The following is a 13,340-nucleotide window of genomic DNA, read 5'->3' as shown; positions in this document are numbered from 1 at the left end:
GAAGTAGTGTTGCCGTAATTAGAAGCGGTAGTGCGAGAACGCTTTGTTGGCCTCGGCCATACGGTGTACGTCTTCACGCTTCTTGACAGCGGCGCCTTTACCTTCAGCGGCGTCCATCAGTTCGCCAGCGAGACGCAGAGCCATGGACTTCTCGCCACGCTTGCGGGCGAAGTCCACCAGCCAGCGCATGGCCAGTGCATTACGACGGGACGGACGTACTTCGACCGGAACCTGGTAGGTAGCACCGCCGACACGGCGGGACTTCACTTCGACCAGCGGAGCGATGGCGTCGAGTGCTTTTTCGAAGAGTTCCAGGGGGTCGCCTTTACCGCGCTCTTTGACCTTGTCCAGAGCACCGTAAACGATACGCTCGGCAACGGCTTTCTTGCCGCTTTCCATCACGTGGTTCATGAACTTCGCCAGAATCTGGCTTCCGTATTTAGGATCGGCCAGGATCTCACGTTTGGCCGCTACACGACGTCTTGGCATTGATAAGCCCTCAAACGGTCTTCAGGTAATCCGGGACTCGATGCCCGACCTTACTCTTATCGACTCAGCAAATAGGAAAACAAAATTACTTCGGACGCTTCGCGCCGTACTTCGAACGACCCTGCTTACGGTCTTTAACGCCGGAGGTATCCAGCGAACCGCGCACGGTGTGGTAACGCACACCCGGAAGGTCCTTTACACGACCGCCACGGATCAGCACGACGCTGTGTTCCTGCAGGTTGTGACCTTCACCACCGATGTACGAGGAAACCTCGAAACCGTTGGTCAGACGAACACGGCACACTTTACGCAGTGCGGAGTTCGGCTTCTTCGGGGTGGTGGTGTATACGCGGGTGCATACGCCGCGACGCTGAGGGCAGTTCTGCAGGGCAGGAACGCCGCTCTTGTCTACCAGGCGCTTGCGCGGTTTGCGCACCAGCTGGTTGATAGTTGCCATCTATAGCTCCACTGATTGTCTTACGACACTTAAAAACGAAAATGGGCAGAGCATGCGCCCTGCCAATTTTCGGGGTACAAGATACTAAAGAGCTTACGGATTCCAGTCAAGACAAAGCCCCGGTTGTCAAGACAACCGGGGCTTCGTTTGAGGCTTAGTTACCGCTCAGATTGAGCGCTTCGGCCAGTGCTGCTTCGGCCTCGCTCGCGCTCACACGCTGCGGTTTGCCGAGTTCGCGCTGACGCTTGCGCTCGCTGTGGTAAGCCAGACCGGTACCCGCCGGGATCAGACGACCCACGACCACGTTCTCCTTCAGGCCGCGCAGGAAGTCGCGCTTGCCGGTGACCGCCGCCTCGGTGAGGACACGGGTGGTCTCCTGGAAGGATGCAGCCGAGATGAACGACTCGGTGGACAGCGAGGCCTTGGTGATACCCAGCAGAACGCGCTCGTACTTGGCCGGGAACTTGTCCTGGGTGCCCAGTACTTCGTTCTCTTCCAGCACGTGAACCAGTTCGACCTGGTCGCCCTTGATGAAGGACGAATCGCCCGACTCGGCCACTTCGACCTTGCGCAGCATCTGGCGCAGGATGGTCTCGATGTGCTTGTCGTTGATCTTCACGCCCTGCAGACGGTAAACGTCCTGGATCTCGTTGACGATGTACTTGGCCAGCGAGCTGACGCCCAGCAGACGGAGGATGTCGTGCGGGTTGCTCGGGCCGTCGGAGATCACTTCACCACGGCTTACCTGTTCACCTTCGAACACGTTCAGGTGACGCCACTTCGGAATCAGCTCCTCGTACGGATCGCTACCGTCGGTGGGAGTGATGACCAGGCGACGCTTGCCCTTGGTTTCCTTGCCGAAGGAAATGGTGCCGCTGATTTCCGCCAGGATCGAAGGCTCTTTCGGACGACGAGCTTCGAACAGGTCGGCAACGCGCGGCAGACCACCGGTGATGTCGCGGGTCTTCGAGGTTTCCTGCGGGATACGCGCGATAACGTCACCGATACGCACTTTCGCGCCATCGTTGAGGTTGACCAGGGCGTTCGCCGGCAGGAAGTACTGGGCCGGTACGTCGGTACCCGGCAGCAGCAGATCCTTGCCTGCGGCGTCGATCAGCTTCACGGCCGGACGAATGTCCTTGCCGGCAGCCGGACGATCCTTCGGATCCATCACTTCAATGTTGGTCAGACCGGTCAGTTCGTCGGTCTGGCGCTTGATGGTGATGCCCTCTTCCATGCCCACGAAGGCCACGGTGCCGTCCATCTCGGTGACGATCGGGTGGGTGTGCGGGTCCCACTTGGCGACGATGGCGCCCGGATCGACCTTGTCACCTTCCTTCACGGAAATCACCGCACCGTACGGCAGCTTGTAGCGCTCGCGCTCACGACCGAAGTCGTCGGCTACCGCCAGCTCACCGGAACGGGAAACCGCTACCAGGGCGCCGTCGGCACGCTCTACGTGCTTCAGGTTGTGCAGGCGAATGGTGCCGCCGTTCTTGACCTGTACGTTGTCCACGGCAGAAGTACGGCTGGCCGCACCACCGATGTGGAAGGTACGCATGGTCAGCTGGGTACCCGGCTCACCGATCGACTGGGCAGCGATAACGCCGACAGCCTCACCGATGTTCACGCGGTGACCACGGGCCAGATCGCGGCCGTAGCACATGGCGCAGATGCCGTGACGGGTTTCGCAGGTGATCGGCGAACGCACAACGACTTCGTCGACGCTCATCTGCTCGAGGAAATCGACCCACTTCTCGTCGATCAGGGTACCGGCTTCGACGATCACGTCGTCGCTGCCCGGCTTGAGCACGTCGCGAGCCATCACGCGGCCGAGTACACGCTCGCCCAGCGGCTCAACCACGTCGCCGCCTTCGATGTGCGGGGACATGAACAGGCCACGGTCGGTGCCGCAATCGATCTCGGTCACTACCAGGTCCTGGGCCACGTCGACGAGACGACGAGTCAGGTAACCGGAGTTCGCGGTCTTCAGTGCGGTATCCGCCAGACCTTTACGAGCACCGTGAGTGGAGATGAAGTACTGGAGTACGTTCAGGCCTTCACGGAAGTTCGCGGTGATCGGGGTCTCGATGATGGAGCCATCTGGCTTGGCCATCAGGCCACGCATACCGGCCAGCTGACGGATCTGGGCCGCGGAACCCCGCGCACCGGAGTCCGCCATCATGTACATGGAGTTGAAGGACTCCTGGTCGACCTGCTTGCCTTCGCGATCGGTCACCTTCTCTTTCGAGAGGTTGGCCATCATCGCCTTGGAGACTTCGTCGTTGGCCTTGGACCAGAGGTCGATCACCTTGTTGTACTTCTCGCCCTGGGTTACCAGGCCGGAGGCGTACTGGCTCTCGATCTCCTTCACTTCCTCGGTGGCGGCATCGATGATGCGAGCCTTTTCGTCCGGGATGACGAAGTCGTTCACGCCGATCGACACACCGGAGATGGTCGAGTAGGCGAAGCCGGTGTACATCAGCTGGTCAGCGAAGATGACGGTGTCCTTCAGACCCACCACGCGGTAGCAGTGGTTGATCAGCTTGGAGATCGCCTTCTTCTTCATCGACTGGTTGACCACGTCGTACGGCAGACCTGCGGGTACAACCTGGAACAGCAGCGCACGGCCGACGGTGGAATCGACGATACGAGTGTTGGCGGTCAGACTGCCGTCTTCGTTCTTGATCTTCTCGTTGATGCGCACTTTTACGCGGGCGTGCAGGGATACCTGGCCGCTGCGGTAGGCGCGGTCAACTTCCTGCAGGTCTGCGAAAGCCATGCCCTCGCCCTTCGCATTGATCGCTTCACGGGTCATGTAGTACAGACCCATTACCACGTCCTGCGACGGAACGATGATCGGCTCGCCGTTGGCGGGCGACAGGATGTTGTTGGTCGACATCATCAGCGCGCGCGCTTCCAGCTGGGCCTCAAGGGTCAGCGGGACGTGCACGGCCATCTGGTCACCGTCGAAGTCGGCGTTGTACGCGGCGCAGACCAGCGGGTGCAGCTGGATGGCTTTACCTTCGATCAGTACCGGTTCGAACGCCTGGATGCCCAGACGGTGCAGGGTCGGCGCACGGTTCAGCAGTACGGGGTGTTCGCGGATCACTTCAGCGAGAACGTCCCACACTTCCGGCAGCTCGCGCTCGACCATCTTCTTGGCGGCCTTGATGGTGGTGGCCATGCCACGACCTTCCAGCTTGCCGAATATGAACGGCTTGAACAGCTCCAGGGCCATTTTCTTCGGCAGACCGCACTGGTGCAGACGCAGGGTCGGACCTACGGTAATTACCGAACGGCCGGAGTAGTCCACGCGCTTGCCGAGCAGGTTCTGACGGAAGCGACCCTGCTTGCCCTTGATCATGTCGGCCAGGGACTTCAGCGGGCGCTTGTTCGAGCCGGTGATGGCACGGCCGCGACGGCCGTTGTCCAGCAGGGCATCGACGGCTTCCTGCAGCATGCGCTTTTCGTTGCGCACGATGATGTCCGGAGCGGCCAGGTCGAGCAGGCGCTTCAGACGGTTGTTACGGTTGATCACGCGGCGATACAGATCGTTCAGATCCGAAGTCGCGAAGCGGCCGCCATCGAGCGGAACCAGCGGACGCAGGTCCGGCGGCAGCACCGGCAGGACGGTCAGCACCATCCACTCGGGATGGTTGCCGGAGCCCTGGAAGGCTTCCATCAGCTTCAGGCGCTTGGACAGCTTCTTGATCTTGGTTTCCGAGTTGGTCTGCGGAATCTCTTCGCGCAGGCGGCCAATCTCGTGTTCCAGATCGATAGCGTTGAGCAGCTCGCGAACGGCTTCCGCACCCATGCGGGCGTCGAAGTCGTCACCGAACTCTTCGAGGGCTTCGAAGTACTGCTCGTCGTTCAGCAGCTGACCCTTCTCGAGGGTGGTCATGCCCGGATCGATCACCACGTAGCTCTCGAAGTAGAGCACGCGTTCGATGTCACGCAGGGTCATGTCCAGCAGCAGGCCGATACGGGACGGCAGGGACTTCAGGAACCAGATGTGGGCGACCGGCGAGGCCAGCTCGATGTGGCCCATGCGCTCACGGCGCACCTTGGCCAGAGCGACTTCCACGCCGCACTTCTCGCAGATCACACCGCGGTGCTTCAGGCGCTTGTACTTACCGCACAGGCACTCGTAGTCCTTCACCGGGCCGAAGATCTTGGCGCAGAACAGGCCATCGCGCTCCGGCTTGAAGGTACGGTAGTTGATGGTCTCCGGCTTCTTGACTTCGCCGAAGGACCAGGAACGGATCATCTCGGGCGAGGCCAGGCCAATACGGATGGCATCGAACTCTTCGATCTGACCCTGGTTTTTCAACAGATTAAGCAAGTCTTTCAAGGCCTTTCCTCCTCACGGACCCGGTGCGACCGGCCTTGACCAGCCGCACCGTTCTGACGTCACGTGTTATTCGGTTTCCAGTTCGATATCGATGCCGAGCGAGCGGATCTCTTTGATCAGCACGTTGAAGGACTCGGGCATGCCGGCCTCCATGCGGTGATCCCCGTCCACGATGTTCTTGTACATCTTGGTACGGCCGTTCACGTCGTCCGACTTCACGGTCAGCATTTCCTGCAGGGTGTAGGCGGCACCGTAGGCTTCCAGCGCCCAGACCTCCATCTCCCCGAAACGCTGGCCACCGAACTGCGCCTTACCACCCAGCGGCTGCTGGGTAACCAGGCTGTAAGAGCCGGTGGAACGTGCGTGCATCTTGTCATCGACCAGGTGGTTCAGCTTGAGCATGTACATGTAACCAACAGTGGTCGTACGCTCGAACTGGTTGCCGGTGCGGCCGTCATACAGACGCATCTGACCGCTCTCCGGCAGATCAGCCAGCTTCAGCATGGCCTTGATCTCGCGCTCCTTGGCACCGTCGAACACCGGGGTAGCCATGGGCACGCCGCCCTTGAGGTTGTTGGCCAGAGCGAGGATCTCGTTATCGTTCAGCTCGTCCAGGCTTTCCTGGCGGCCGCCGATCTCGTTGTAGATCTCGTTCAGGAACACACGCAGCTCGGCGATCTTGCGCTGCTCTTCGAGCATGCGGTTGATCTTCTCGCCCAGGCCCTTGGCCGCGAGGCCCAGGTGGGTTTCGAGGATCTGACCGACGTTCATGCGCGAAGGTACGCCCAGCGGGTTCAGAACGATGTCGACCGGAGTGCCATGCACGTCGTGCGGCATGTCTTCGACCGGCATGATCACCGAGACCACACCCTTGTTACCGTGGCGGCCTGCCATCTTGTCGCCCGGCTGGATGCGGCGCTTGATAGCGAGGTAGACCTTGACGATCTTCAGTACGCCCGGCGCCAGGTCATCGCCCTGCTGCAGCTTGCGCTTCTTGTCTTCGAACTTGTCGTCGAGCATCTGACGGCGATCGCTGATGTAGGCCTGGGCCTTCTCCAGCTGCTCGTTCAGAGGATCTTCCGCCATGCGCAGCTTGAACCACTGGCCGCGCTCGAGGCCGTCCAGGTACTCGTCGGTGATCTCTGCGCCTTTCTTCAGGGCAGGACCGCCGTCGGCCTTGGCACCGACCAGAGCGGAACGCAGACGCTCGAAGGTTGCGCCTTCGACGATGCGGAACTCTTCGTTCAGGTCCTTGCGGATCTCGTCCAGCTGCATCTTCTCGATGGACAGGGCACGGCTGTCGCGCTCTACGCCATCGCGGGTGAAGACCTGTACGTCGATGACGGTGCCCTTGGTGCCGGTCGGCACGCGCAGGGAGGTGTCCTTCACGTCGGACGCCTTCTCACCGAAGATCGCGCGCAGCAACTTCTCTTCCGGAGTCAGCTGGGTCTCGCCTTTCGGGGTGACCTTGCCGACCAGGATGTCGCCAGCCTGTACTTCGGCGCCGACGTAGACGATGCCGGCTTCGTCCAGCTTGTTCAGCGCAGCTTCACCCACGTTCGGGATGTCCGCGGTGATTTCCTCTGGGCCGAGCTTGGTGTCACGGGCAACGCAGGTCAGTTCCTGGATGTGGATCGTGGTGAAACGATCTTCCTGGACCACGCGCTCGGACAGGCAGATGGAGTCTTCGAAGTTGAAGCCGTTCCAGGGCATGAACGCTACGCGCATGTTCTGACCCAGAGCCAGTTCACCCATGTCGGTGGACGGGCCGTCGGCCAGGATGTCGCTGCGCGAAACCTGGTCACCCTTCTGCACCAGCGGACGCTGGTTGATGCAGGTGTTCTGGTTCGAACGGGTGTACTTGGTCAGGTTGTAGATGTCGACACCGGCTTCGCCAGTCTCGACTTCGTCGTCGTTCACACGAACCACGATACGGCTGGCATCGACGGAGTCGATCACGCCACCACGACGGGCAACCACGCAGACACCGGAGTCACGGGCGACGTTGCGCTCCATGCCGGTACCTACCAGCGGCTTGTCGGCGCGCAGGGTCGGAACAGCCTGACGCTGCATGTTCGAACCCATGAGCGCACGGTTGGCGTCGTCGTGCTCGAGGAACGGAATCAGCGAGGCAGCGACGGAAACGACCTGCTTCGGCGACACGTCCATGAGGGTGACGTCTTCCGGCGCCTTCACGGTGAATTCGTTCAGGTGACGTACGGCTACCAGTTCGTCGATCAGCTCGCCCTTTTCGTTCAGGGTTGCCGAAGCCTGGGCGATCACGTGATCAGCTTCTTCGATCGCGGACAGGAAGACGATGTCGTCGCTGACCAGACCTTCCTTCACCACGCGGTACGGGCTTTCGAGGAAGCCGTACTTGTTGGTGCGGGCGTAGGTGGCCAGGGAGTTGATCAGACCGATGTTCGGACCTTCAGGGGTTTCGATCGGGCACACGCGGCCGTAGTGGGTCGGGTGTACGTCACGAACCTCGAAGCCCGCGCGCTCACGGGTCAGACCGCCCGGGCCGAGTGCGGAGACGCGGCGCTTGTGGGTGATCTCGGAGAGCGGGTTGTTCTGGTCCATGAACTGCGACAGCTGGCTGGAACCGAAGAACTCCTTGATCGCGGCAGCCACCGGCTTGGCGTTGATCAGGTCCTGCGGCATCAAGCCTTCGCTTTCGGCCATCGACAGACGTTCCTTGACCGCGCGCTCTACACGCACCAGGCCAACACGGAACTGGTTCTCGGCCATCTCGCCGACGCAACGGACGCGACGGTTACCCAGGTGGTCGATGTCGTCGACGATGCCTTTGCCGTTACGGATGGCAACGAGGGTCTTGAGGACCTCGACGATGTCTTCCTTGCTCAGGACGCCAGCGCCTTCGATCTCGGTACGACCGATACGACGGTTGAACTTCATGCGGCCAACGGCGGACAGGTCGTAACGCTCGGCGCTGAAGAACAGGTTGCCGAACAGGGTCTCGGCAGCTTCCTTGGTCGGCGGCTCGCCGGGACGCATCATGCGATAGATCTCGACCAGCGCTTCCAGTTGGTTGCTGGTGGAGTCGATCTTCAGCGTGTCGGAGATGAACGGACCGCAGTCGATGTCGTTGGTGTACAGGGTTTCCAGGCGGGCAACCTGGGCCTTGGCGATCTTCGCCAGGGCATCGACGGTCAGCTCGGTGTTGCACTCGGCGATGATCTCGCCGGTAGCCGGGTGCACGACAGCCTTGGCCACGGTACGGCCAATCAGGTAGTCGAACGGCACTTCCAGCTGGCTGATGCCGGCCTTCTCGAGCTGGTTGATGTGACGCGCGGTGATACGGCGGCCCGCTTCAACGATGACCTTGCCGGCAGCATCCTTGATGTCGAAGCTGGCGATCTCGCCACGCAGACGCGACGGCACCAGCTCCAGATTCAGGGTCTCGCCCTTGATCTCGTAGACGTTGGTGTCATAGAACGCGTTGAGGATTTCCTCGGTGCTGTAGTTAAGCGCACGCAGCAGTACCGAGGCCGGCAGCTTGCGGCGACGGTCGATACGAACGAACACGCAGTCCTTCGGGTCGAACTCGAAGTCGAGCCAGGAACCGCGGTAAGGAATGATGCGAGCGGAGTACAGCAGCTTGCCGGAGCTGTGAGTCTTGCCACGGTCGTGGTCGAAGAACACACCCGGGGAGCGGTGCAGCTGGGAAACGATGACGCGCTCGGTACCGTTGATGATGAAGGTACCGTTCTCGGTCATCAGGGGGATTTCCCCCATGTAGACTTCTTGTTCCTTGATGTCCTTGATCGCTTTGTTCGACGATTCCTTGTCGAAAATGATCAGGCGCACTTTCACACGCAGCGGGACCGCGAAGGTCACACCGCGCAGCACGCATTCCTTGACATCAAAGGCCGGCTCGCCCAGACGGTAGCCGACGTATTCCAGGGCAGCATTGCCGGAATAGCTGATAATCGGGAAAACGGACTTGAAGGCCGCATGCAGGCCGATGTCTCGAACCTGGTCCTTGCTCGCGCCGGCCTGCAGGAATTCGCGATAGGAATCCAGCTGGATGGCCAGCAAATACGGCACATCCATGACGTCCGGCAACTTGCTAAAGTCCTTGCGGATACGTTTTTTCTCAGTGTATGAGTAAGCCATCAGCGTTCCCCAGCTTGGTCACCTGCTTGTTTGGCCTCTCCCGCACAGGGGAGCAGCCCAAAAATCGTGCAAACCCTAGGTTTGCGCCGCCACTCGTGGCGGGATTTTCACGTCCTGGGAGGCACCTACGGCACCCCACCCAGAACGGAAAAAGGCCGGTGGCAATTGCCACCAGCCATCAGCCTGTCGCTTAACGCTCGGGCTGTCGACGCAAGGTACGAACTTACTTGAGCTCGACCTTGGCGCCTGCTTCTTCCAGGGCTTTCTTGGCAGCTTCGGCTTCTTCTTTCGAAGCGCCTTCCTTGACCACGCCCGGGGCGCCGTCAACGACAGCCTTGGCTTCTTTCAGGCCCAGGCCGGTCAGTTCACGAACGACCTTGATCACGTTCACTTTCTTGTCGCCAGCTTCGGCCAGGACGATGGTGAACTCGGTCTGCTCTTCAGCAGCGGCAGCAGCCGGGCCGGCAGCAGCAACGGTAGCGGCAGCAGCGGTAACGCCGAACTTCTCTTCCATCGCCTTGATCAGTTCAACGATCTGCATGACGGACATTTCGGATACGGCGGAGATGATGTCTTCGTTGGTCAGAGCCATGACTCTAATTCCTGTATTGGGTGACGGCCTAAGGCCATCGAATTAAACAAAAAAGGTTGAAAGGAGTTGCCGAGCCTTAGGCTGCGGTAGCTTCTTTCTGATCGCGAATTGCCGCCAGAGTACGAGCCAGCTTGCTGGTAGCGCCTTGGATCACGCTCATCAGCTGTGCAACAGCTTCGTTGTAGGTCGGCAGGGTCGCCAGCACGTCGATCTGATTGGCTGCGAGGAACTGACCCTCGAACGCGGCCGCCTTGATCTCGAACTTGTCCTGACCCTTGGCAAACTCCTTGAAGATACGAGCGGCAGCGCCCGGATGTTCGTTGGAGAAAGCAATCAGGGTCGGGCCCTTGAACGTGTCGTTGAGCACTTCAAACTGAGTGCCTTCAACGGCGCGCTTGAGCAGGGTGTTACGTACGACTTTCACGTACACACCAGCTGCGCGGGCCTCTTTACGGAGTCCGGTCATAGCGCCGACAGTCACGCCGCGTGCATCAACCACGACAGCGGACAGACCGGCTTTGGCAGCCTCGTTGACTTCAGCGACGATGGCCTTCTTGTCTTCGAGTTTAATTGCCACGGGTTTACTCCTGGATGTTACCGATTCGTCCAGCCGGAGCCGGACGGCGTTTTGGTGTCTGATTCGGTAAACGAATCGGGAGCACCATCTGCGTAGGCTTGAGGTTTAAGGCTTGCGCCGCCTACGGTCTTGGATAGCCCCCGCCAGGCAGGGACCCCAATACCTGCGAGCAGCGGGCGAACCCACTGCTCGACTTAGTTCATCAGCCTTCCAGCGAAGCCTGATCGATCTGCAGACCCGGGCCCATGGTGGTGCTCAGGGTTACGCGCTGAACGTACACGCCCTTCGAGGAGGACGGCTTCAGGCGCTTCAGATCGCTCAGCAGCGCTTCCACGTTCTGCTTCAGCTTGACCGGCTCGAAGTCGATCTTGCCAACGGAGGCGTGGATGATGCCGTTCTTGTCGGTACGGAAACGTACCTGACCGGCCTTGGCGTTCTTGACAGCGGTAGCGACGTCCGGAGTCACGGTGCCGACTTTCGGGTTCGGCATCAGACCGCGCGGGCCCAGTACCTGGCCCAACTGGCCAACAACACGCATGGCGTCCGGGGAAGCGATGACGACGTCGTAGTTCAGGTCGCCGGCTTTCATTTCGGCAGCCAGCTCGTCCATGCCAACCTTGTCTGCACCAGCAGCCAGGGCAGCTTCAACACCAGGACCCTGGGTGAAGACGGCAACGCGTACGGATTTGCCGGTACCGTTCGGCAGAACGGTGGCGCCACGTACGACCTGATCGGATTTACGCGGATCAACGCCCAGATTGATGGCGATGTCTACGGATTCCTTGAACTTGATGGTCGACAGCTCAGCCAGCAGCTTGGCGGCATCTTCGAAGCCGTATTGCTTGCCTGCTTCGATCTTCTCGGCGATAGCCTTTTGACGCTTGGTCAGCTTAGCCATTACACACCCTCCACGTTCAGGCCCATGCTGCGCGCGGAGCCAGCGATGGTGCGTACGGCAGCGTCCATGTCAGCAGCGGTCAGGTCAGCCTGCTTCGCCTTGGCGATCTCTTCCAGCTGAGCACGGGTAACAGTGCCGACTTTCTGAGAGTTAGGACGAGCGGAACCGCTGGTGATGCCAGCTGCTTTTTTCAGCAGGACGGCAGCCGGGGTGCTCTTGGTTTCGAAGGTGAAGCTACGGTCGCTGTAAACGGTGATGATCACAGGAGTCGGCAGACCCGGCTCTTGGCCTTGGGTCTTGGCGTTGAACGCCTTGCAGAATTCCATGATGTTCACGCCGTGCTGACCCAGAGCAGGGCCTACGGGCGGCGACGGGTTGGCCTGGCCGGCCTTAACTTGCAGCTTGATATAAGCCGTGATTTTCTTAGCCATTTGCTACTCCAAATGCGGGTCAAGCGCCCTTTCGGGCTCCCCGGTTGCTATCGCGTTTATCCCAATGACGACAAAACCCCGCAGCCTATGGCTGCGGGGTGGGGGATTCATTGTGCCGGTTAGACTTTCTCTACCTGGCTGAACTCCAGCTCTACCGGAGTAGAGCGACCGAAAATGAGCACAGCGACCTGGATGCGGCTCTTTTCGTAGTTAACTTCTTCGACGACGCCATTGAAGTCAGCGAACGGACCATCGATGACACGGACGGTTTCGCCCGGCTCGAACAGAGTCTTCGGCTTCGGTTTGTCGCCGCTATCGGCAACGCGACGCAGGATAGCATCAGCTTCTTTATCGGTGATCGGCGCCGGCTTGTCGGCAGTACCACCAATGAAACCCATGACGCGAGGAGTATCCTTGACCAGGTGCCAGGTACCCTCGTTCATATCCATCTGCACCAGGACATAGCCCGGGAAGAATTTGCGCTCGCTCTTGCGTTTCTGGCCGTTCCGCATCTCCACCACTTCTTCGGTGGGGACCAGAATCTCACCAAACCCGTCTTCCATGCCGGCCAGTTTGACCCGCTCGATCAGCGAGCGCATGACATGCTTCTCGTAACCCGAGTAGGCATGCACAACGTACCAACGCTTAGCCACGGAACACCCTTAACCTACGATCATGGAAACCAGCCAACCCAGCAGGGAGTCGAGCCCCCAAAGCACCAGCGCCATTACCAGCACTACTGCCACTACGATCAGCGTGGTCTGAGTTGTCTCTTGACGAGACGGCCATACAACCTTGCGAATCTCGGCGCGAGCTTCTTTAGCCAGAGTAAAGAACGCACGCCCCTTGACGGTCTGCAGCGCGATAAAGCCTGCGGCAGCCGCCATGACGAGGATACCGAGAACGCGATAGAAGATCGGTTGCGCGGAATAATACTGGTTGGCAACCACAGCCACCACCACCAGCACTGCAACCACAAGCCACTTCAAGAGATCAAGACGCGACTCTTTGGCTTCTACCTTCGCATTCATCTGCTAGGAATCCCGTTTAAAGAAGTGCCAGATCTTGAGGAATCTGGCAGGCCAGGAGGGAATCGAACCCCCAACCTGCGGTTTTGGAGACCGCCGCTCTGCCAATTGAGCTACTGGCCTAGAACAAAGTCAGGCCGACCATTATGCCGGCCTGATAGGGAAAGATCAATCGATTATTCGATGATCTTGGCAACCACACCGGCGCCAACGGTACGGCCGCCTTCGCGGATCGCGAAGCGCAGGCCATCTTCCATGGCGATCGGAGCGATCAGGGTGACAACCATTTTCACGTTGTCGCCCGGCATTACCATCTCAACGCCTTCCGGCAGTTCGCAGTTGCCGGTTACGTCGGTGGTACGGAAGTAGAACTG

11 protein-coding genes and 1 tRNA gene are annotated in these 13,340 nt (G+C 60.0%); all 12 read right to left on the bottom strand.

The genetic code is table 11. The features are described 5' to 3' along the window. Nucleotides 1-18 precede the first annotated feature (18 nt). A complete protein-coding gene (gene rpsG, locus QO207_RS05525; RefSeq protein WP_015475318.1) occupies nt 19-489 on the bottom strand; it encodes a 30S ribosomal protein S7 in 471 nt (156 codons plus the stop codon). Between the two features lie 85 nt (nt 490-574). Next, entirely contained in the window at nt 575-946 is a 372-nt protein-coding gene (rpsL, locus tag QO207_RS05520) for a 30S ribosomal protein S12 (protein WP_015475317.1), read from the bottom strand. Between the two features lie 154 nt (nt 947-1,100). Next, nucleotides 1,101-5,300, bottom strand: coding sequence for a DNA-directed RNA polymerase subunit beta' (gene rpoC / locus QO207_RS05515; RefSeq protein WP_054910990.1), 4,200 nt, complete (start codon nt 5,298-5,300; stop codon nt 1,101-1,103). Between the two features lie 66 nt (nt 5,301-5,366). Continuing rightward, the gene (rpoB, locus tag QO207_RS05510; RefSeq protein WP_192296375.1) at nt 5,367-9,440 is read right to left on the bottom strand and encodes a DNA-directed RNA polymerase subunit beta; all 4,074 of its coding nucleotides are present in this window, start codon (nt 9,438-9,440) and stop codon (nt 5,367-5,369) included. 223 nt (nt 9,441-9,663) lie between these two features. Beyond that, a complete protein-coding gene (gene rplL / locus QO207_RS05505; RefSeq protein ID WP_017516430.1) occupies nt 9,664-10,032 on the bottom strand; it encodes a 50S ribosomal protein L7/L12 in 369 nt (122 codons plus the stop codon). 76 nt (nt 10,033-10,108) lie between these two features. Beyond that, nucleotides 10,109-10,609 carry a 50S ribosomal protein L10 gene (rplJ, locus tag QO207_RS05500; protein ID WP_017516429.1) on the bottom strand — a complete coding sequence of 167 codons (501 nt, stop codon included), beginning with the start codon at nt 10,607-10,609 and terminating at the stop codon, nt 10,109-10,111. Between the two features lie 202 nt (nt 10,610-10,811). Next, entirely contained in the window at nt 10,812-11,507 is a 696-nt protein-coding gene (gene rplA / locus QO207_RS05495; protein WP_015475312.1) for a 50S ribosomal protein L1, read from the bottom strand. Continuing rightward, nucleotides 11,507-11,938 (bottom strand): 50S ribosomal protein L11, encoded by a 432-nt coding sequence (rplK, locus tag QO207_RS05490; RefSeq protein ID WP_253454221.1) that lies wholly within the window; start codon nt 11,936-11,938, stop codon nt 11,507-11,509. Before rplK ends, rplA begins: the two co-directional genes overlap by 1 nt. A gap of 119 nt (nt 11,939-12,057) precedes the next feature. After that, complete coding sequence (gene nusG / locus QO207_RS05485) at nt 12,058-12,591, bottom strand: transcription termination/antitermination protein NusG (RefSeq protein ID WP_081520875.1); 534 nt, start codon at nt 12,589-12,591, stop codon at nt 12,058-12,060. A 9-nt stretch (nt 12,592-12,600) separates the two neighbouring features. Continuing rightward, a complete protein-coding gene (secE, locus tag QO207_RS05480) occupies nt 12,601-12,969 on the bottom strand; it encodes a preprotein translocase subunit SecE (RefSeq protein WP_184593952.1) in 369 nt (122 codons plus the stop codon). 44 nt (nt 12,970-13,013) lie between these two features. After that, nucleotides 13,014-13,089: transfer RNA gene (locus QO207_RS05475), tRNA-Trp, on the bottom strand. A 53-nt stretch (nt 13,090-13,142) separates the two neighbouring features. Further along, a partial coding sequence (locus QO207_RS05470) for an elongation factor Tu (protein WP_301531539.1) occupies nt 13,143-13,340 on the bottom strand: 198 nt, incomplete at its 5' end.

The sequence above is a fragment of the Pseudomonas sp. CAN1 genome (assembly GCF_030462585.1).
Classification (GTDB): Bacteria; Pseudomonadota; Gammaproteobacteria; order Pseudomonadales; family Pseudomonadaceae; genus Pseudomonas.
Note: the sequence above shows the minus strand (reverse complement) of the source record. Positions and strands in the feature narration are given on the sequence as shown.